The organism is Pseudomonas sp. AE27 (genome assembly GCF_037113495.1).
GTDB classification, from domain to species: Bacteria; Pseudomonadota; Gammaproteobacteria; order Pseudomonadales; family Pseudomonadaceae; genus Aquipseudomonas; species Aquipseudomonas palmensis.
In genome coordinates, this window is record NZ_CP146966.1 from 843,026 (window position 1) to 864,523 (window position 21,498).

The window sequence follows — 21,498 nt, forward strand, 5'->3', positions numbered from 1 at the left end:
ATGAGTACTTTTATGAAGCGTAATGCCCTGTTTGGCAGCGCAGCGATGTTCAGTTTTTTGGCTGCTTTGTACGCGCCGACGTCATTGGCAGGTGAGGGGCACAGCGAGCACGAACAACATGCTGCCGAGTCGGCTGCGCCCGAGGCCATCAGTGACAAGCCTGCAGATCAATCGAAAGGCAAGGCCGCTGGCCAGCAGATGGATCATGGCACCATGGATCATGAGGGCATGAACCATGACGATATGGGGCACGAGAAGATGATGGATAAGCATGGCGGCACCGAAGCCGAAGCAGGTTCGAACCATGACCACTAGGTTTTCACGCCCGTCCCTCATAGCGCTGGTCGTGTCGCTGAGTGCACTCAGCGGCGGCGTTACCCAGGCTGCGGAAGAAATGGATCATTCGGCAATGGGGCACGGCTCCATGTCGATGGACCACAGCCAGATGGGCCACGGTTCCGCCAAAGCGCCGATGGAGGGCATGGATCACAGCAAGATGGATCATGGTGCCATGCAGAGCGAATCGGGCAGCATGGACCATAGCCAGATGGGCCACAGCCAGAGCCAAGAGAAGGCCCCAGCCATGGACCACAGCAAGATGGGACACGGCACCATGCAGGGACAGATGGAGGGCATGGATCATTCGAAGATGAACCATGGCTCCGCTGAAGCCCCGAGAACTACCAGTCGTACGCCGATTCCCGTTCTGACGGATGCTGATCGCCAAGCGGCTTTCCCGCCACTGCCTGGCCACAAGGTGCATGACAGCGCCATCAACAGCTTTTTCCTGCTCGATCAGCTCGAATACCAAGACGCAGATGAGGGCAGCACCCTGGCCTGGGATGCGTCGGGTTGGGTAGGCGGTGATATCAACCGGGTCTGGTTCCGCTCCGAAGGCGAGCGTACCAACGGCGTTACCGAGGACGCTGAATTACAGCTGCTGTACGGCCGCTCGATCGGCCCTTGGTGGGATGTCGTCGCGGGCGTCCGCCAGGACTTCAAACCGGAGTCGCCGCAGACTTGGGCCGCCTTCGGTATCCAGGGCATGGCGCTTTACGCCTTTGAGGCCGAAGCCACGGCCTTCGTCGGCGAGAATGGCCAAACTGCTGCCCGACTGGAGGGCGAGTACGACATTCTGCTGACCAACCGGCTGATTCTCCAGCCAACTGCCGAAATGAACTTCTACGGCAAGAACGATCCTGAGCGAGGTGTGGGGTCCGGGTTGGCCAATACCGAGCTCGGTTTACGTCTGCGTTACGAGATTGTCCGGCAGTTTGCCCCCTATATCGGGGTTTCTTGGAGCCGCTCCTATGGCAACACGGCAGACATGGTGCGCGACGAGGGCGGTGATGTAGACGAGGCGCGTTTTGTCGCCGGTATCCGGATGTGGTTTTGAGAACCTGACATGAAAAGAACAATTAAAACTTTGGTGGCGGCCGGCGTGGTCGGTAGCACAGCTGTCCTGGCCGGTGCCTACTTTGGCGTGGTCAACGTGGGGGCCGACGATCCCCATTTTCCTGCAGTGCATGCGTTTCTCACGATGGCCCGTGACCGCTCTATCGAAGTCCGTTCGCGGAACATCGAGGTTCCCAACCTGGATGATCAAGCTCTTATTCGCGCCGGTGCGGGCAACTACAACTCCATGTGTATCGGCTGTCATTTGGCGCCAGGTGTGGCGGAGACCGAGCTAAGCCAATCGCTTTATCCTGCGCCTCCCAACCTCGCCAAAATCGGTGTCGATGGCAATCCGTCAGCAGCGTTCTGGGTGATCAAGCATGGCATCAAGGCAACGGGTATGCCTGCGTGGGGCAAGAGCATGGGCGATGAGTACATCTGGGGCATGGTTGCCTTCCTTGACCAATTGCCGGCGATGGATGCCAAGCAATACCAAGCACTCGTCGCATCCAGTGGCGGCCATCAGCATGGTGGTGGGGAAACGCAAATGCACAATCATGAAGGTCAGCACGGCGACAACAAGCCTGGCCATCATGGCAATAGCGGCGGTGGCGAAGACCATCATGGAACAGGTGATGCCGGAGAGCCTGGCCATCACGATGCCGCGGCTACTGATAGCGAGGGTGGCTCCGCACCTGAGGCAGGTCACCATTCGGACATGAGTAGCGATGACCACCATGCCGGGGATGAGGCCGCCCCAAGCGGCGGAGACCATCATTCCGAGCAAACTCCGAATGCCTCGCCCAAGACCCATACCCACGCCGATGGCAAAGAGCACGTGCATGAAAGCTAAATATCTGGCCTTGCTGGCCGCTCTCTCCGTCACATCTGCAGTTCAAGCCGCTGATGCCCTGACGATTGATGTCCATCGTGATGCTAATTGCGGATGTTGCAAGAAGTGGATCTCACACCTCGAAGCGAATGGCTTCAAAGTCGTCGACCATGTCGAAAGCAACATGACGGCAGTGAAGCAAAGTCTGGGCGTTGCGCCGCGGTTGGCGTCTTGTCACACCGCGGTGATTGACGGCAAGTTCGTCGAAGGTCATGTGCCGGCGGCTCAGGTCATCGAACTCACCAAGCGCGATGATCTGCTGGGCATCGCTGTTCCCGGGATGCCGGCGGGCTCCCCCGGCATGGAAGTCGATGGCGTACAGCATGCCTACCAGGTCATTGGCTTGACCAAGACGGGTTCTGATCAGGTCGTTGCAGAATATCCCGCCCAGTAGTACTGCCTGCCAGCACGGCCGCTTGTGTGTAGTGGCCGACTCATTTTCATACGTCCTTTAACCTAAGTAAAAAAGGCGCCCTAGGGCGCCAAGGGCTGTCTCCAAACCAAAGGAGCACTACGAGGGGACAGCAGGACCAAGGAGCGAGCGGGCAATCAACCCGCTCGCTTGCCAGGGTTAGAGAACTTCCAGCGGGTACTCGACAATCAGGCGGAACTCATCCAAATCCGACTCGAAGTCGGTGGCGCGAGTCGTGGCTTGTCGAATGCGAAAGGACATGTCCTTCAACGACCCAGACTGCACAACGTACTTGGCCTCGATGTCCCGCTCCCAGCGCTTCTGGTTGGTCAACGGATCGCCGTTGTCATCACGGCGCATATAGACTTCGTTGGCGTTGCTGTAGTCGGCATCCCAGCCCTGGGCATATCGAGTCATGAAGCTCAATCCAGGCACACCGAAAGGCTCCATATCCAGGTCATAGCGCACTTGCCATGACTTCTCCTTCGGCGAGTTGAAGTCGCTGTACTGGATGGAGTTGTCGAGGTAGATGGAGTCCGATTGGCGCAAGTAGTCGAAGTCATCATCGCCATTGTTGCGCTGGAGACCCACCAGCACTGTATGAGCGCCGAATTGGATGCCGACCTTGCCGCTCCAGATGTTGTTATCGAAGCTCCCGAGGAGCTGCCTCCCTTCATCGACCGCCTTGTAGTAGTTCAGCCCGCCGATCAAGGCGACATCGTCCGCAAGCGGGTAGCTCAGCGTGGTGCCCGCGTAATATTGATTCCAGGCATCCTTGAGGCGGCTGGTGTAGAGACTAAAGCCGACGTTGTCATTAAGCGTGTAATCACCACCGAAATAGGCGATCCATGGCGAGTCCACTTCGCCCGCGTAGAAGGTAGCGAAGCCGTCGCGCATGCTGCTGGTATTGGGTTGGCTCATCGAGTGGAGGCGACCGCCCTGAAGCGACAGTCCTTCCACGCTGCTGTTGACCACGGTGACACCTCGGAAACTCTCCGGTAAAAGCCGTGCATCACCGTATTGGACGACCGGGCTGACGGGAAAGACGTCGCCTACCTTGATCTCGGTATCCATGAACCGAGTTTTCACCGCGCCCCCCAGTTTTGAGTAGTTGTCCTCAGCCTGCCCGAGGCTGTTGTAAGGCATCACGTCGACTGAGCCGCCTGCTCCAGAACGGCCGTCGCCGGTGTCAAGCTTGAGCCCTAGCATGGCAAAGGCATCGACACCAAAGCCTATGGTGCCCTCGGTGAAACCAGACTCGAATCTGCCTATCACGCCATGCGCCCACTCTTCCGAATAGCCATTACCCGAGCTGCTGGACTGGCCTTTACGGAAATCGCGGTTGAAGTAGAGATTTCGATTGAGAATGGTCAGGCTGCTGCCTTCGATAAATCCCTCGCCTTTCTCGCCGGCGGCCATTGCAGCTTGCCCGGTACTGACGCTCAGAGTGAGCAGAGAAAGTCCTAACAGGGTTCTGTTATTCATAAATGCTCCTGATGTTATTGGCAGTTGTCATTGTGTGGTCGCATATATGTGCCAAGCGCGCCGGGCATAGCCAGGCACGCCTTGGTCATATTTCCACATGCCAAATAACGTCAGGGTGACTTGGAAATTACATTTCAGTCAGCGCGATGTCATTTATCTAGTTTTGATTACGGCAACCTGTCCCGGCTGCCCGGTATTCAAGAATATTCAGATCGCCATTGGAGTCCTCGTAGGTCATCTGGGCCGGCATCACACCGCAGCTAGAGTCCGTCGGGGTAGTGGCCACGACCCTGGCGATATCGAGTTTCATGCCGTAGCGGTAATGAATAACTTCAGGCGGATTCTTTCCGTTAGCGGCAGCATACTCTTGCATGGCCTGCTCATTGGCCTGAATCATCCGACCATAAACACGATCAGCGCCGCCTTCTGCCAGAGTGGCAGAGGAAACAACCATAGCGGCAAGGGCTGCAATAACTTTGAGGCTTTTCATGTTTAATCACTCCTTCAAGGTGGTGATTAAAATATATCCGCTCAACCTGTCATAAAAATGAAGTCAAAGTTACATCGCCGTAATGCTTCCTGCCGCGTTACCCGGGCGAGTCAGCTTGGCGCGTGGCTTGCCCGGGTTTGTAAAGCTATAGCTCCTGCGGTGCGCGAACCTTCTGTGTACGCTGCCTTCGCATCAGCCAGTACGCGGCCGGCAAAACCAACATGGACATCAGCGGCGCGGTAATCATGCCGCCGACCATGGGCGCGGCGATGCGCTTCATCACCTCAGATCCGGCACCTCCGCCCCAGAGGATTGGCAACAGGCCGGCGATGATCACGGCCACCGTCATCACCTTGGGCCGCACGCGCAGCACTGCGCCTTCACGAATTGCCTCCAGTAGTGCCGGGTCACCGCTGCGCCCGGCATCCATACGTGCATGCCAGGCATTCTTCAGGTACAGCAGCATGATCACCCCAAATTCCGCCGAGACGCCGGCCAAGGCGATAAAGCCGACCCCAGTGGCAACCGACAGGTTGAAGCCGAACCAGTAGAGCAGCCAGATGCCGCCCGATAGGGCGAAGGGCAGGGTTGCCATGATCAGTAGGGCCTCACCGAAGCGGCTGAAGGTCAGGTAAAGCAGCACGAAGATGATCAACAAGGTCGCCGGTACCACCCAGGCCAGCCGTGCATTGGCGCGCTCCAGGAACTCGAACTGACCGGAGTAGGAGACGGTCATGCCAGCATCGAGTTGTACCTGCTCAGCTACGCGTTGCTGCAACTCGCGCACGGTCGATGCCAGGTCGCGCCCACGGACATCGACATAGACCCAACCGGACAGACGCCCGTTCTCGCTGCGCAGCATTGGCGGCCCTTCGGTCAGACTAACCTGGGCGACGGTGCCCAAGGTGATCTGCTGGCCGGCTTGCGTGAGGATCGGCATACGCCGTAGTGCCTGCGGACTGTCTCGCCACTCCTTGGGATAGCGCAGGTTGATCGGGAAGCGGGCCAGTCCTTCAACCGTCTCACCAATATTGCTGCCGCCGATGGCGCCCGATACCACCGCCTGCACATCGGCGATGCTCAGGCCATAGCGCGCCGCGGCCAGTCGATCGATCTGGATGTCCACGTAACGGCCGCCAGTAAGGCGTTCTGCCAAGGCCGAACTCACCCCAGGCACCTCTTTGGCCACGGCCTCGATATCGCGCGTTATGCGCTCGATGTCGACCAAGGAGGTTCCGGACACTTTCACCCCAATGGGGCTCTTGATCCCCGTCGCCAGCATGTCGATGCGGTTGCGGATGGGCGGCACCCAGATATTGGACAGCCCCGGAACTTTTACCGCGCGATCCAGTTCCTCGATCAGCTTTTCGGGTGTCATCCCCGCGCGCCATTGATCGCGTGGTTTGAACTGCACCGTGGTCTCGAACATTTCCAGCGGTGCTGGATCGGTGGCGGTCTCTGCTCGCCCGGCCTTGCCGAATACCCGTGCCACTTCGGGCACCGTGAGGATCATCCGGTTGGTTTGCTGCAGCAGCTGGGTGGCCTTGCTGGCCGGCAAGCCGGGCAGGGCTGATGGCATGTACAACAGGTCGCCCTCGTCCATCGGCGGTAGAAACTCTCCTCCGAGTCTGCTGAGGGGCCAGAGACTGGACAAAAACACTAGCAAGGCCAGCGCTAGGGTCACCTTAGGCCAAGCCAGCACCCACTCCAGCACCGGCCGGTATGCACCGATCAGCCAACGATTCAAGGGGTTCTGTTGTTCGCTGGGGATATGCCCACGAATCCAATAGCCCATCAGCACCGGTACCAAGGTGATCGAGAGGCCAGCAGCGGCAGCCATGGCATAGGTCTTGGTGAATGCCAGCGGGCCAAACAAGCGACCCTCCTGGGCCTCCAGGGTGAAGACCGGGAGGAAAGACAGGGTGATGATCAAAAGGCTGAAGAACAGCGCCGGCCCGACCTCGGCCGCAGCTTCGCCGATCACCCGCCAGTGCGCCTCGCCCTGAAGCGGTTCACCGGGGTGTCGAGCCTTCCAGGCCTCGATGTGCTTGTGCGCGTTCTCGATCATCACCACGGCGGCATCGACCATGGCGCCGATGGCGATTGCGATCCCGCCGAGCGACATGATGTTGGCATTGACGCCCTGGTAGCGCATGACGATGAAGGCCATCAGGATGCCCAGGGGCAGGGTGATGATCGCGACCAGCGACGAGCGCAGGTGCCAGAGGAAGATCAGGCAAACCAGGGCAACCACCGCGAACTCTTCCAGCAGCTTGTAGCTGAGGTTATCGATGGCGCGGTCGATCAATTGCGAACGGTCATAGGTGGTGACCACCTCGACGCCGGCCGGCAAGCTGCCCTTCAGGCTGTCCAGCTTGGTCTTCACCGCGGCGATGGTATCGCGGGCATTCTTTCCGGAGCGCAAGATGACCACGCCACCTACAACTTCACCCTGGCCATCCAGCTCGGCAATGCCACGACGCATCTCTGGCCCCAACTGAATGGTGGCCACCTGACCCAGCAGCACCGGAACTCCGCTGGCCGAAGCCCGCAGCGGCACATTGCGGAAATCCGCCAGGCTCTCTAGATAGCCTGAAGCCCGGACCATGTACTCGCGCTCTGCCAGCTCCAGGATGGCGCCGCCGGTTTCCTGATTGGCGCTCTTCAGCGCCGCTTCGACCTCCTGCTGAGTTACCCCATAAGCCACCAGCTTCTGGGGATCGAGCAGCACTTGGTATTGCTTGACCATGCCGCCGAGGGTGGCCACTTCGGCTACGTTGGGCAGGCCCTTGAGTTCGTACTTAAGGAACCAGTCCTGCAGTGCCCGCAGCTGGGCAAGATCATGCTGGCCGCTGCGGTCGACCAAGGCGTACTGGTAGATCCAGCCCACGCCGGTGGCATCCGGCCCAAGGGTGGTGGTAACACCCTCGGGCAGGCGTTCCTGCGCCTGGTTGAGGTACTCCAGCACCCGCGAGCGTGCCCAGTAGAGGTCGGTATCGTCCTCGAACAGCACATAAACGAAGGAGTCGCCGAAGAACGAGTAGCCGCGCACTGTCTTCGCCCCCGGCACCGAGAGCATGGTGGTGGCCAGCGGGTAGGTCACCTGGTTCTCGACAATCTGCGGTGCCTGCCCGGGGAAGCTTGTGCGGATGATGACCTGGGTGTCGGACAGATCCGGCAGTGCATCCAACGGCGTGTTGCGCAGCGACCAGATGCCCAGGGCGGTGATGAACAGGGTCGCCAGCAGCACCAGAAAGCGATTGCCGATAGACCAGTGGATCAGGCGTGCGATCATGGCTGGTCTCCTTCCTTGCTGAGCTGCTCGATCATCAGGCCGGAGTTTTTCTGGCGGGCGCCGATACGTACGTGATCTCCTGGCTTAAGTCCCACAGCTACTTCTGAGCTGACCAATGGAAAAGCCATGGTCATACCTGGCATATTCAGGCTCTCGAAGGGCCCGTGCTCCAGGGTGACTGACTCCGCGTCCAGAGCACGAATCACACCATGGGCCTCATGTAGTTCCTTCTTATTGTCCTGCTCGGCATGGCTGGCCATGACACCCTGTAGGCTGGCCTCCGAATCGATGAGGAACTGGCCGGAGGTAACGACCGCCTGACCCTCCTCAAGACCGGACAACACCTCCAGACGCCCATCAGCCTCGCGGCCCAAGGTTATTTCCAGGGGGCGGTAGCGCCCATCGCCTTCTACCAGCATCACCAACGCACGCTTCCCGGTGCGAATCACGGCTTCACTCGGCACAAGAAGCGTGGATTGTTCGACGGCACTGTTCAGGCGTACGGCGGCGAACATGCCGGGGCGCAACTTACCGGCAGGGTTGGGTAGCTCGCTGCGTACCGTGAGCGTGCGTGTTTGCGGATCGGCACTCGGCAGCAAGGCTATGACGCGGCCCAGCAGCGGTCGATCAGGAAAGGCCGTCAGGTTGGCGCGGATCTCGTCCCCGACCTGGATACTTCCGGCCATGGCCTCGGGTATCGCCGCATCGAGCCAGACACTGGATAGCCCGTTAATCAACGCCAGATCCTGCCCGGCTTCGACGGTCATCCCGGCGCGTACCTGCAAGGCTTGGAGCTCGCCGCTGATAGGTGTGGTGAGGGTTTGCACCGCCCGTGGTCTGCCGCTGCGGCGGACCTGCTCGATCAACGTTTGAGGCATGCCAAGCAGGCGCAGGCGCTCTTGGGCCGCACTTATCAAGCGAGTGTCAGCGGTACGCAGTACCGCCAGGAACTCCAACTGCGCGGCGGACCATTCGGGAATCAGCAGGTCGACCAGGGGGGCTCCGGCAGGCAGCACATCGCCCGGGGCGCGACCGTAAACCCGCTCGACGAATCCGCCGGCGCGGGCCTGGAGGTTCGCCACTTCTCGCTGGTTATAGGCCAGGGAACCCACCGCCTCGATATCCGAGGGCAGTACACCTCGGATCACCATCGAGGTTCGCATTCCGAGGTTCTGCACGGCTTGAGCGGGGATGCTCAGGACAGACGGATCCTGCTCGGATCCTGCGTATTTAGGGACAAGTTCCATATCCATGAAAGGTGACTTGCCCGGCTTATCGAAGCGCTGCTCAGGCTGCATCGGGTCGTACCAATAGAGCACCTTGCGCTCGTCCGTCGGTGCGGAGCTAGGCAGGATCTCGTGTTTGGCTTGCCGCTGGGCCAGCCAGTAGCCACCGCCCGCCGCGCCAATGCCCACGGCCAGCAAGGCGACCGCAAAACCAAATGCCGATATCTTCATTTCAGTCCCTCCACATAGGCGTAGTACAGGCTTGCGGAGAGCTGGCTCAGCTTGCGCTGCTGTTCAATCTGCCGTAGCTGAGCCTCGATCAGGTCGCGCTGGGCGGTGAGGACGGATGTCAGCTGGCTGTTGCCGGCCTGGTAAGCGGCAAGTTCGAGATCGGCACGTTTGCTTGCAAGCGGGATCAAGGTTTTTTCGGTGCGTGACAAGGTCCTGCGCAGTTGCTCAAGCTCGGCAATACCGCCTTCCAGCTCAGCCTGATGGGCGCGCAGTAATGCTTCCTGCTCGGCTTCCATCTGCGACACGCTTTGTTGTCTGGCGTTGATCTTGGGCCCCTGACGTGTGCCTACGAACAACGGCAGGTCGAAGGTAAATTGCACCATCACCATATCGCCGAATTGGTTGTCGCGATTGTTGTAGGCAAACTCAACACCCCAGTCGGGGGTCTTCTCGGCGATGGCCTCGTTCAGCTCGGCGCTAGCCTCGCCGACTCGGGCGGAGGCAGCGCGCAACTCAGGGTGTGAGGCAATGCGTTGCTGCAGGTGCGGTACCACCAGGTTCAGATTGGGAACACCTCCTTGCAAAGGCTGGTCAGCCTCGTTGCCTATCCAGCGGCGCAGCTTGGCACGAGCTACTGCCACATCGCGATTCAGTTCATCTCGCCGATCTTGTAACGCCAAAGCTTCCTGGTCGGCCTGCAACAGCTCGCCAGGCTGAGCACTACCGCCGGCAATCAGCGATTGCACGGTCGAGCGGAGCATCTCGATCTGACGGTCCAGTTGATCGAAGAGGCCAACACTGCGTTCGGCGTAGTACACGTCCAGCCAGCTCACTGCTGTCTGGCGCTTGATCTCCAACTGCATGGCACGCTGCTCGGCCTCGGCTCGGACAACTGAAGCCTCGGCCACCTGGCGCCGAGCCTGACGCTTGTCACTGTTGGGGACTTCCTGCATGAGCCCAATGCGGCGCATGGTCATGGAGTCACGATTAAGTGTGTAACGGTCAGGGCCTTCGATCGGCAGGTTGTCGATGCCTAGAATCAGCTTGGGATCGGGCAGGGCGTCTGCGGGCCCTACAGCCTGTTGTGCCGAAGCCACCTGCGCCTGGCGCGCGAGGTTCTCAGGGGCACTCTGCTCGGCCAGAGCTTGGGCTCGTTCGAAGGTTAGGGGCTGCGCCTGCGCGGCAAGCCAGGGAGCTGCCCAGAATGCGGCAGCCAACACACCGAGATAGCCACGGCGTGGAAAAAGGAAAGCGGACATGCTTTCGCCTCCAATGCGATTGATCGAGGTCGCAGCTACGAAACGTGGCCGCGACGATGCGCCTGACTGTAAGGCGCGGGATGATCACTGCATTAGACGAAACGAGGAGGGCGCCAGAGTCCTGCTGGCTCTCGCTTAATCACCGACTGTGTCAGCAATATTTCGGGGCGTGAGGGAAGAGGGGATATGCTCTTGATCACATTGGTCTGGAGAAGTCCTCCGGTCTTGCATTCCTGGCCGGATTTGCAGGGAGACTTATTGGCCACCCCATCAGACGTGTCCATTTGCTCGCAGCACGGAGCATCGGCCGTTGCATGGTCCTGATGATCGGCGCTCTGCATCGGGCAAGGTTGTGCCGGCATGCTGAAAGCCATACCGCCGAAGGTCGGCAGCACGAGGCTAGCAATCATTACCAGGATCAATCCAATCCGACGCACAGCAATTCACCAAGCGGGGCTATAGGGCGACTATAGCAGATTGCCTCGAGGCATGAGTGCACTTCGACGTGCCCCGCAAGCGTGTGACATGTGTGGGAGGTTGAGGTCGTAATGATGCGGACGTGTACTACGTGTCGATTGCTGAAATTTGTAAATGACTGAGCTCGATCCATTGATCCACTTGGTTAAGGCCATAGGCTGCCGCTGGACGAGTCGGCGCCATAGAAGAGCTCATTGCGCGTCTGCCCCGGGCTGAAGGCGTTAAATGTATACACAATGTTCAATTCGCCCCAAAAGCGTGTTCACTTGCTCATAGCCCGATCTAGTCATCAGTATGCTGCAAGGCACTTGATGTGCTAATCCGATGGCGGGCTTGTACAGCCAGAGTACGGCAAGCGTTCGAGATCCAAGCACATGCGTAGCTAGTGCTAATGCCTGCTGGCACCTTCCAACGAAACACCGATGGACGAAGCTCCAGCAACCCAATGGTGCAATGGGGCAAAACGCGATTATTTCAGTTTTGTTCATGTTGCACCCCTCAAAGGTGAATCCTGCCTTTCAGCCACACAGTCGCCCAGCGGGCTCCATTTTTTTGCCACTTTGCGCGGCAATGTCGAGCAATCTTCCTTGTTTCTCAGACCGAGCAAGCAGAATCTCTCGTGCGCCGTCTTCAATTGTCGATTTTAGAAGCCATCTGTCAGTCTTTATTTTCCGTCGACCCTTCATCGCATATCTCCGCCCGTAGGGCCTGGGGCACCAGTTACAACTGAGAGGATCTCGTAATCCCTGGTTACGCCAGCCAGAGTAGCTTGGCTCCTGCAGTGGGCTCCATTCAATATGGGTATGACAGCTGTGCAGCTCATAGCGCTCCCCATCATGGGCAGTGCCATAGCCCCAGTGTGCCGAACTGATGCCCGTCAGTATCCAAGCGGGTGGAGCAACTGCATACATCGCACACGACGTCTGTAACGGTCTCGACCTCAGCTCTTCCGGTTATTTTCATCGCTGATTCCTACAAATGCCCCTGACTTTCGCTTTCAGCATACAGGCTCCAGGACGGAGCGTAGGCTAGCCGAAGCATTTCTAGACGTTCACCGACTTAACGTAGTTGTAGTCACTCATGTTCGCATGGATGGAAATCAGGACGTTGAAGGTCTTTCCCAGAGAGGCAGAGATTAGATGGTGTCCATAACTGCTGTACGTTCGGATTACGCTGCCCGCACCCCTACGTTCGGACTATCATCGAAGATCATCAGGCTGGGCAGGTGCGCCAGTATCCGCGCCACGCCGTCCAGCCCTTCGACGAAGCCCTTCAGGCAGTGCTGTTCGCGCTGGTAGCGGGCCTGGCGCTGGGTGGTCAGGCCTGATGGCATGGGGGTGTCGACCAAGGTCCAGGGCACAGGCGACCAGACCAGCAGGTACATGGCCATGATCTCGGCCAGGGTTACCAGGTGGTTGTCGGCGTTGCTGCTGGTGAAGATGGGTTTGCGCGTGCCGCCGAAAAAGCGCTCGCGCAGGGTTTCGTTGCTTTCCAGGGCTGGCAGCAGGTCGGCACGGTGATAGTAGCTGGCCGGGTGGCGGTACAGCTCGGCGCTGTTCTGCACCACGGCGCCTTCCAGGTGCTCGTGGTACAGGCCCAGCCGTTCGATCAGCCCGTGGATGGCCCGCAGCATGGGGCCGGCGACATCGTCGGCGTACACCTGGTCGCCGCTCATCATCAGCAGCGCCGGGCGCTCGGCGGGTGCGTGGGGCGCGGCCAGCAGGCGGTCGGCGCACAACAGGCCATCGGCGGCGGGGTGGTGCGGCTTGCGGCACGAGCCATGCAACAACTGGTCGAGGCGCTCGCGTATCACGAAGTTGGGCAGGCGGGCGCCTTCATACAACAGGTGTGGGGCCCAGGTGGCGATGCCCTGGCCGCCGATCAGCACGTCGTAGTCGATCTGCACGTCGGTGGGCAGTGGAGTGTGCAGCTGGATATCGAGCAGGTGCACGAAGGCGTGCTGGCCGATGGGGATGACCTGACAGCTCAGGGTGTATTCGGTGGAGTGTTGCAGGTGCAGTTCGGGCTGCAACGGCTGTGAGCCGACCAGCCACAGGACCATGCGCGCAGGCTCCAGGCGGCGCAGCAACGGGCCGGCCAGTACCAGGGGCAGCGGGGTGTTTTCGGGCATTGATTACTCGAAGATGGATGGGTGCGCCTTCGGCGCTTCGCCGGCAATGCCGGCTCCTACAGTATCGTGCAGCCCTGTAGGAGTCGGCGTTGCCGGCGAAGAGGTCTGCAAGATCCAGCGTGCAAAACCGCTAATGCTCCGCCTTCACACCTTGCCTGGCAAACCGTATTTGTATCAGGCCTTTGCAGCCAACAACGCCTCGAGTTTCTCCTGATCCCGCGCAAATTGGCGGATGCCCTCGGCGAGTTTCTCGGTGGCCATGGCATCTTCGTTGGAGAGCCAGCGGAACTGGCTTTCGTCGAGTGTCAGGCGTGGCTCGCCAGCCTTGCCCGGGGTGAGCTTGCGCGCCAGGGTGCCCTGGTCATCGCTGAGCTGCTGCAGCAACTCAGGGCTGATGGTCAGGCGGTCGCAGCCGGCCAACTGCTCGATCTGGCCGATGTTGCGGAAGCTGGCGCCCATGACCACGGTGTCGTAGCCGTTGGCCTTGTAGTAATCGTAAATACGCGTGACCGACTTCACGCCCGGGTCTTCGGCCCCGACATACTCCTTGCCGGTCGATTTCTTGTACCAGTCGTAGATACGGCCCACGAACGGCGAAATCAGGAACACCCCGGCATCGGCACAGGCAGCCGCCTGGGCGAAGGAAAACAGCAGGGTCAGGTTGGTCTGGATGCCTTCCTTTTCCAGCACCTCGGCGGCGCGGATGCCCTCCCAGGTGGAGGCCAGCTTGATCAGCACGCGGTCGCGGCCGATGCCGGCCTTGTCGTACAACTCGATCAATTGGCGCGCCTTGGACAGCAGGGCAGGTTGGTCGAAGGACAGTCGGGCGTCCACTTCCGTGGAAATACGGCCCGGGATCACCTTGAGAATTCCGCTGCCCACCGATACCGCGAATGCATCGCAGGCAAGGCCCAGGTCGCCCTTGCTGTGCTTGAGCGCGTCATCGAGCAGCTCGGCATAGCCGGGCATGGCGGCGGCCTTGAGCAACAGGGACGGGTTGGTGGTGGCGTCGACCGGCTTGAGCCGGCTGATCGCATCGATATCGCCGGTGTCGGCGACGACCGTGGTGAACTGCTTGAGTTGTTCCAGCTTGGAAGTCATGAGCGTGCTCTGTCCTGTGCGGTTGGACGACATTACCCGAGCGCTGCCGGCCGCTCAAGGGCTGTGCGGCAGGCTATCGGGGGAGGGTAACGATTGGAGTGTCCAGCCGCGCGCAGGTTCCTAGCGTCCTTCCAGCAGCAGCCCCGCCTGGTCGAGCAGGCCCAGGGGGTCGGTGCTCTTGTGGATGTCCACCGACAGCAGCTGGCGGAACTTGCGAGCGCCGGGGAAGCCCTGGCCCAGGCCGAGGATATGCCGGGTGACATGATGCATGGCGCCGCCGTTCTGCAGGTGCTGGGCGATGTACGGGCGCAGCCTGGCCAGCGCTTCGCTGCGGCTGATCACCGGGGCGTCGCTGCCGAACAGCTGCTGGTCGACTTCGGCCAGTACATAAGGGTTGTGGTACGCCTCGCGGCCGAGCATCACGCCGTCGAAGGTCTGCAGGTGCTGCTGGCATTCGGCGAGGGTCTTGATGCCGCCATTGAGAATGAACTCCAGGTCCGGGAAGTCGGCCTTGAGCTGCGCGGCGACGTCATAGCGCAGTGGCGGGATCTCGCGGTTCTCCTTGGGCGAGAGGCCCTCGAGGATGGCGATGCGCGCGTGTACGGTGAAGCTGCGGCAGCCTGCGTCGCGTACCTGGCCGACGAAGTCGCAGAGCTCGGCGTAGCTGTCGCGGCCATTGATGCCGATGCGGTGCTTGACCGTGACCGGGATCTGCACTGCGTCGAGCATGGCCTTCACACAATCGCCCACCAACCCCGGATGGCCCATCAGGCAGGCGCCGATCATGTTGTTCTGCACGCGGTCGCTGGGGCAGCCGACGTTGAGGTTCACTTCGTTGTAGCCGGCGTTTTGCGCGAGTACGGCGCAGGCGGCCAAGTCCGCCGGCACGCTGCCACCCAGTTGCAGGGCCAGCGGGTACTCGGCTTCGTCATGGCGCAGAAAACGCTCGGCGTCGCCATGCAGCAGGGCGCCGGTGGTGACCATTTCGGTGTAGAGCAAGGCATTGCGCGACAGCAGGCGCAGGAAGAAGCGGCAGTGGCGGTCGGTCCAGTCCATCATGGGTGCAACAGAAAACCTCCTGACGACCGTATTGCCTGGGGCTGTTGGGTTTTCCGCTTGAATCTGTTGCATTTCTGTATCTCTGATTGATGCCGAATTATTCCGGTTCTTGCTGGTTTTGCTTTGCTTGTTGTTACAAGGTAGTAGCCTCAAGCAGTCATGTAGCAAAACCCCGGGAACCATCACGCAGCGCAAGCGCAAGGACGGATCGACAGCGAATACCGTGCAGATCCGGACCGTGAAAAAGGGTGAGACAGTCTATCAGGAAACCCAAACCCTCGATCGGATGCAACGACCCCAAGCCTGGATCAGTAAGCGCGAGGCGAAACTGTACGAGCCAAGAGGTATCGAGAAGGCTAGTTGGGCGGGTGTAACGATCAAGGAGACGAGCGAGCGGCACCTGAACCACGAGAAGCTGCGTTGGGAAATACCAAGCGGGCTACTCTCAACCCCATCAAGGTGATGACGAGGTCAAGCCTGCACTTACAGGCGGGCGGTGTAGGATTGGTGGCTCAGGATGTGGCCCTTGACGCAAGCTGTCAAAACCGCCTAAAGGCAATCCAAACGCTTCTACACCGCGCCCAGTAGTTCAATCGGCTGGGTATATGTAATAACTACCCATCGCACAAACGCTCAGATAAGCACTGACAGATATGTTCAGGCTTTAAAAATGGCAAGATTATTATATCTTGCCATTATTTTTGTCGCTTGCTACTTACCTATTTTGTACTTCAGTGTCACTCGGTTTCCGCTATCTGCCACGTAGAGATATCCATCAATGACCTGAATGCCATTAGGGAAGTTCAGCCTTTTTCCGTGAGGTGCAAAGCCTTGTGCTTCGCCAGCAATTGTCAAGATTTTTCCAGTGCCAGTGACCATCCTGATTTTGTGATTGAACTGGTCTGTGATAAACACGTTTCCATGTTCATCTGCGGCAAGTTTGGTTGGCGTATTAAGCTCGGCATCCACAGCCAAGCCATTGTCACCAGCGAAAGACCCCATGCCTTGATAAATTGAATATTTTTGTTTCCCGGCAAAGCTATGTACTATTCCATTTGTATCGACTCTCAGCACGGAGTTGTTCCAGCCGTCCGCGATCAACACATCACCGTTCTTCAGCGCAATAGCACCGAGAGGGTGATTTAGCTTTGAAGTATTTGCCGCGCCCCCTATGACAGGAACGCCTGCACTTCCAGTTCCTATCAACGTAGTAACTTTACCGGTAGGGCTTATCTTTCGAATCTTGTGGTTATATGTATCCGTTACGTAGAGGGTCCCATCTGCACCGAATGACATTCCAGCAATAGATTTGAAGCGAGCATTTTCAGGGTTGTCATCGTCAATATCGCCGTAGGAGTCATGGCCAGCGAATCTGCTTACCTGCCCGTTTGCATCAATCTTCATGATTCGATGTTGTTCTGATACAAACACATTGAGGTTCTTGTCTACTGCCAGTGTAGTAGGGTAGTAAAATTTCGTATTTAGTTTATCTACGTTAATCGATGCCCAGCCCTGCTCTCCAGTACCAGCCCAAACGGACGACTCGCCCGTAGCTATATCAAGTATAAAAATTCTTGGTCGCTGATTGTCGAGTATTAAAAGCTTCCCTTCACCATACTGTGCAACACTGGTAAGAGCACCTATCGCATTAGCGCTCGTGCCAGTGAGCTGGGTTTTGTTTACACCATCGAACGAATAGATAACACCTTGGTCGGAGTCGGTAATCAGTAAACCGCCATGGTAGGGTTTGACATTTGAGATGTTAGCAAACCCAGATGCTGCAATTTTTGAGTTAAAGTTCTCGTCTACCGCGTAAAGCAATGTATGGTTTCCTACGAAAAGAGTGTCGCCAAGTTTCGCAAGCCCCTTTCCGTACCCACTTTGCATTGTAAGAACTTCTGTCTCTTTATCTTGCTTGAATTTGTAGAGTTTGTTCAGTTCCGTAACATAGGATTCATTCTCTCCTATCAGGATGTCTTTTGCTTTTTCGAATTTTTGAGTAGCTGTCGTGGTGTTGGATATTATTGTCTGAGATTTGTCGATGCAGAAAATGCCACCCTCAACAGAAATTCCGTTTATCATGCGGGTTGAGGGAAAACATAAATTGCCATTTTCATCATATTTTAGAGAGGCTGTGTATCCAATTGGAGAGGCGGTGGCTGCTGTGCCAACGTTAGGCAGCTCTTCTCCGCCACGAATTCCGGCAATTGTTGAGACTTCACCGCTTTCTATGTTTATTCTTCTAATTAGATTGTTGCCGCTGTCTGCGAAATTCAGATACTTCTGGTCGTCGGAGATAAGCAACGCCGTAGGAAGATTGAGCATGACAGATTCTCTGGGCCCATCACCATTGAATCCTGATTCAAAAGTGCCTGCGAAGTTTTCCACTACGCCGTCTTTGATTTTTCTGATCACGTGCAAGTGCGTATCCGAAACATAGATAGTCCCATCACGTGCTTCCACTGCGTCTTCCGGGTAATTAAGCCTTGCGTTTTCTACTGGCATTGGCTTGGAAGAATCAATACCAAATATTACATCACCCAAAATTATGCCTTTCGGTGCGGTGTCTCCGCAGCCGCTCAGAACTAAAACCGATGCAAATAGTAGCTTTTTCATTAATGGTCCTACCTTGGATTAACTAGAAATCGTATCAAATTTCGGGGTGATTATGAATACGGTAATGGACTGTTGTGGCGCATGAGAGAAGTACGAATCGTCCTACTGCGAACACTCCGGTCACCACCCAAGGTATGACGAAGGCGGAGGGCATTCGGCGTGGCTCTTGAAGTAGTGATCGCTGAGACAATCCGATAAGCCAGCGGGGTCCACGGATGTTTCGGGCGATGGGCGTTCTGCGCTGACACCGCGTCACACGGCCAGCCCCAAAAAAACAAGTGCGCCAGTTTACCAAGAGTCTGCAAGCTTCGCCTGCAAGCCTGTCATGCCGGCGCCCAAACGGCCGTGGGCGGGCTAGTCTGTTGCTATCCCCTGCGCAATGTTCGGCCCACCCCCGCAGGTGAATCGAGGCGCGGCCATGAAGCCTGTCAGGAAAATCGGATTGCGCCGCAGCCTGCGACGGCTTGGGCCCGGGTTGATCACCGGCGCCGCCGACGACGATCCGAGCGGTATCGCCACCTATTCGCAAGCCGGCGCACAGTTTGGCTTCTCCATGCTGTGGACCGTGGTGCTGACCCTGCCCCTGATGATCGCGATTCAGCTGGTGAGCGCACGCATCGGCTACATCACCCGTCGCGGACTGGCCGCCAATATAAAGCAGAGCTTTCCCGCCAGCGTGCTGTGGGCCGTGGTGGGCATGCTGCTGGTGGCCAATACGCTGAACCTGGCGGCCGACATCGCAGCCATGGCCGAGGCCCTTCGCTTGCTGGTGGGCGGGTCGGCGCATATCTATGCCGTCACGTTCGGCCTGCTGTGCCTGGTGCTACAGGTGTTCATGCCGTACCGCGCCTACGTCAGCTGGCTCAAATGGCTGACCCTGGCGCTGCTGTCGTACGTGGCGGTGGCGTTCATGGTGCACGTGGACTGGAGCGCGGTAGCGCGGGGTATCGTGTTCCCCGATATCGCATTCAACCATGACACCCTGCTGATGGTGGTGGCGGTACTGGGTACCACCATCAGCCCCTACCTGTTCTTCTGGCAGGCCGCACAGGAAATGGAAGACGCCACCACGGGCCAGCAGGTGCCGGCAAGGCGCGAGGTGCGCCGGCACCTGCTGCGCATCCGGGTCGATACGGTGGTGGGCATGACGTTTTCCAATCTGATCGCGTTCTTCATCATCCTGAGCACGGCGGCAACCCTGCGTGCCGCCGGTATCACGGATATCCAGACCTCGGCCCAGGCGGCCGAGGCGCTGCGCCCGCTCGCGGGGGACTTTGCCTTTCTGATCTTCAGCCTGGGCATCATCGGCACCGGGCTGCTGGCGGTGCCGGTGCTGGCGGGGTCGGCCGCCTATGCCGTGGCCGAAGCAGCGGGGTGGTCGGGCAGCCTCAGCGCGCGGTTGGACAGGGGCGAAGGGCGTGCGTTCTACACCTTGATCGCCGCCGCGACCGTCGGCGGGGTGATCCTGTGCTTCACGCCCACCGACCCTGTGAAGGAGCTGTTCTGGTCGGCAGTGCTCAACGGCGTGATCGCCGTGCCCATCATGGTGGTCATGATGCTGCTGGCATCGCGACCGCAAACGATGGGCGAGCACGTGATCAGGCCGCGGTTGCGCTGGCTTGGGTGGATTGCCACCGGGGTCATGGCCATCACCGTGGCCTGCATGCTGGTGACGCTGTAGAGCAGGTGCCTAGCTCGCCCACTTCGAGCCGCGAATCACCGCACAGAAATTCCCGGGCTTGAAGGCGGGGTCCTTGTCGGCCAGCACATCCGCCTTGACGTTGCCGAAGGTGGTCTGCGGCTTGTGGCGGATGCCGTCGTAGAAGGCCTGGATGATGTCTTCCTTGAAGTGCTCGCCCCGCGGGTGGGCGCTGACGATGGCTTCGCGCTCGGCAGCGCTGTATTGGCCGTGGGTCAGCCCCAGCACGTCCATCTCGACCCCTGCTGTCACCAGCGCCACCACCGGGTGCATGTGCTCGGGTATGCCTGGGGTGGTGTGCAGAGCGATGGCGGTCCATACCGTATCGATGTCCTGCTGGGCGATGCCGTGGCCGCACAGGAAGTCGCGTGCGGCATTGGCGCCATCCACTTCGAAACGCTCGCAGGCGCTGCTGTGCTGATGGGTCAGGCCCATGTCGTGGAACATGCAGCCGCAGTACAGCAGCTCGGCGTCGAACTTCAGGCCGCGCTTCTGGCCCGCCAGGGCGGCGAAGTAGAACACGCGGCTGGAATGGTGGAACAGCAGGGGCGAGGCCGTATCGCGTACCACCTCGGTGATTTCGCGGGCAAGGTGGCTGTCGGGGATCTTGATGCCGTGGATGTCGAGTGTCATGGGGCAGGCTCCGGGTTGGGGTTCGCCTTCATTGTCAGGCTCGACACTGCTGTCCTCAAATGGCGTGATACGCCATATACTGCCATTTCACGTGAAATCACGACGCCTTGAGGTTCGCCCCTTCGCCATGACCAGAACCATTGCCGTACTGGCGCTGCCCGGTGTTCAGCTGCTCGATGTGTCGGGCCCGCTGGATGTGTTCGCCCAGGCCAATGTCGAGGCGGGTCGGCAGGTCTACACGTTGCAGGTGGTGGCGTGCGAGCCAGGGCCCATTCACAGCTCGTCCGGTGCGCGGCTGTTGCCCGACCTGGTGGCAGGTGAGCCCGGGCAGTGCTTCGACACCTTGCTGGTGGCCGGGGCACCGGATGCGGCGCGGATGCAACTGAACAACACGCTGCTGGCCTGGATCCGCGACTGCGCGGGCCAGTCGCGCCGCTTCGGCTCGGTGTGCACCGGCGCCTTCGCGCTGGCGGCCAGCGGGTTGCTGGATGGGCGGCGGGTGACCACGCACTGGGCCGCGGCACAGGCCCTGGCACAGCGTTACCCGAGCCTGAGCGTGGAAGAGGATGCGCTGTATGTGCGCGACGGCAAGCTGCGCACAGCCGCCGGGGTCACTGCCGGGCTGGACCTGGCGCTGATGCTGGTGGAGGAAGACCTGGGCCGTGAAATCGCGCTGCGGGTAGCGGCGCAACTGGTGATGTTCTTCAAGCGCCCGGGCGGGCAGTTGCAGTTCAGCCGCAAGGGCGAGGCGCAGCCAGCCGGGCGTTCGGTGTTGCAGCAAGTGCAGCGCTGGGTGGCCGCCAACCCGCAGCTGGCGCTGACAGTCGAGGCACTGGCCGAACATGCCGGCCTCAGCCCCCGGCATTTTGCCCGGCTGTTTCATGCCGAGGTGGGGGTCACCCCCGCGGCCTGGGTGGAGTCGGCGCGGGTGGCCGCTGCACGCGCCCTGCTGGAGGCCGGTGGTGATGCGCCCAAGCAGGTCGCCGCCAAATGCGGCTTCGCCAACGCCGACACCTTGCGCCGAGCGTTCTTCAAGCACGTGGGGGTGACACCTGCCGAGTACCGCAAGCGTTACGGGCACGGCGGGGCGTAGCAAC

The 21,498-nt window shown here is 59.4% G+C and carries 15 protein-coding genes and 1 pseudogene; 6 read left to right on the forward strand and 10 right to left on the reverse strand.

Features of this window, described 5'->3' with window-relative positions:
- From V9K84_RS03950 to V9K84_RS03965, 4 genes are read left to right on the forward strand one after another with little or no spacing between them, the layout of a single operon-like run.
- Positions 1–315: a hypothetical protein gene (locus V9K84_RS03950; RefSeq protein ID WP_024616826.1), complete on the forward strand. Its 315-nt coding sequence runs from the start codon at positions 1–3 to the stop codon at positions 313–315.
- Positions 305–1,396, forward strand: a complete 1,092-nt coding sequence (locus V9K84_RS03955) for a copper resistance protein B (protein ID WP_024616827.1) — start codon at positions 305–307, stop codon at positions 1,394–1,396. Before V9K84_RS03950 ends, V9K84_RS03955 begins: the two co-directional genes overlap by 11 nt.
- Positions 1,397–1,405: 9 nt before the next feature.
- Positions 1,406–2,248, forward strand: a complete 843-nt coding sequence (locus V9K84_RS03960) for a cytochrome c (protein ID WP_024616828.1) — start codon at positions 1,406–1,408, stop codon at positions 2,246–2,248.
- Positions 2,238–2,681 carry a DUF411 domain-containing protein gene (locus V9K84_RS03965; protein WP_024616829.1) on the forward strand — a complete coding sequence of 148 codons (444 nt, stop codon included), beginning with the start codon at positions 2,238–2,240 and terminating at the stop codon, positions 2,679–2,681. The genes V9K84_RS03960 and V9K84_RS03965 overlap by 11 nt, the downstream gene beginning before the upstream one ends.
- 177 nt (positions 2,682–2,858) lie before the next feature.
- Here the strand turns inward: V9K84_RS03965 and V9K84_RS03970 are convergent, their stop codons facing one another.
- The 9 genes and pseudogenes from V9K84_RS03970 to V9K84_RS04010 all read right to left on the reverse strand — a co-directional run bounded on the left by V9K84_RS03970 (position 2,859) and on the right by V9K84_RS04010 (position 18,069).
- Complete coding sequence (locus tag V9K84_RS03970) at positions 2,859–4,184, reverse strand: OprD family porin (RefSeq protein ID WP_024616830.1); 1,326 nt, start codon at positions 4,182–4,184, stop codon at positions 2,859–2,861.
- A gap of 157 nt (positions 4,185–4,341) precedes the next feature.
- Positions 4,342–4,674 carry a DUF2790 domain-containing protein gene (locus V9K84_RS03975; RefSeq protein WP_004574339.1) on the reverse strand — a complete coding sequence of 111 codons (333 nt, stop codon included), beginning with the start codon at positions 4,672–4,674 and terminating at the stop codon, positions 4,342–4,344.
- A gap of 145 nt (positions 4,675–4,819) precedes the next feature.
- On the reverse strand, positions 4,820–7,969 hold the full coding sequence (locus tag V9K84_RS03980) for an efflux RND transporter permease subunit (protein WP_004374632.1): 3,150 nt from the start codon (positions 7,967–7,969) through the stop codon (positions 4,820–4,822).
- Positions 7,966–9,426, reverse strand: coding sequence for an efflux RND transporter periplasmic adaptor subunit (locus tag V9K84_RS03985; RefSeq protein WP_004374629.1), 1,461 nt, complete (start codon positions 9,424–9,426; stop codon positions 7,966–7,968). The genes V9K84_RS03980 and V9K84_RS03985 overlap by 4 nt, the downstream gene beginning before the upstream one ends.
- Positions 9,423–10,685 (reverse strand): TolC family protein, encoded by a 1,263-nt coding sequence (locus tag V9K84_RS03990; protein WP_004574340.1) that lies wholly within the window; start codon positions 10,683–10,685, stop codon positions 9,423–9,425. The genes V9K84_RS03985 and V9K84_RS03990 overlap by 4 nt, the downstream gene beginning before the upstream one ends.
- A gap of 1,675 nt (positions 10,686–12,360) precedes the next feature.
- Positions 12,361–13,293: pseudogene (locus tag V9K84_RS03995) on the reverse strand (alkaline phosphatase family protein); the annotation flags it as partial.
- Between the two features lie 174 nt (positions 13,294–13,467).
- Positions 13,468–14,394 (reverse strand): transaldolase, encoded by a 927-nt coding sequence (gene tal / locus V9K84_RS04000; RefSeq protein WP_043864539.1) that lies wholly within the window; start codon positions 14,392–14,394, stop codon positions 13,468–13,470.
- 120 nt (positions 14,395–14,514) lie between these two features.
- Positions 14,515–15,525: a tRNA dihydrouridine(20/20a) synthase DusA gene (gene dusA / locus V9K84_RS04005; protein ID WP_088515245.1), complete on the reverse strand. Its 1,011-nt coding sequence runs from the start codon at positions 15,523–15,525 to the stop codon at positions 14,515–14,517.
- 639 nt (positions 15,526–16,164) lie between these two features.
- Positions 16,165–18,069, reverse strand: coding sequence for a hypothetical protein (locus V9K84_RS04010; protein WP_143516657.1), 1,905 nt, complete (start codon positions 18,067–18,069; stop codon positions 16,165–16,167).
- A gap of 442 nt (positions 18,070–18,511) precedes the next feature.
- On the opposite strand from V9K84_RS04010, the gene V9K84_RS04015 reads away from it, so the two are divergent.
- Complete coding sequence (locus V9K84_RS04015; RefSeq protein ID WP_256582854.1) at positions 18,512–19,750, forward strand: divalent metal cation transporter; 1,239 nt, start codon at positions 18,512–18,514, stop codon at positions 19,748–19,750.
- Between the two features lie 9 nt (positions 19,751–19,759).
- On the opposite strand, the gene V9K84_RS04020 is transcribed toward V9K84_RS04015, so the two are convergent.
- Positions 19,760–20,401 (reverse strand): HD domain-containing protein, encoded by a 642-nt coding sequence (locus tag V9K84_RS04020; protein ID WP_088515243.1) that lies wholly within the window; start codon positions 20,399–20,401, stop codon positions 19,760–19,762.
- Positions 20,402–20,528: 127 nt separating this feature from the next.
- Here V9K84_RS04020 and V9K84_RS04025 point away from each other — a divergent pair, with 127 nt between their 5' ends.
- Positions 20,529–21,494, forward strand: coding sequence for a GlxA family transcriptional regulator (locus V9K84_RS04025; RefSeq protein WP_054915308.1), 966 nt, complete (start codon positions 20,529–20,531; stop codon positions 21,492–21,494).
- The last annotated feature ends 4 nt before the right edge of the window (positions 21,495–21,498 follow it).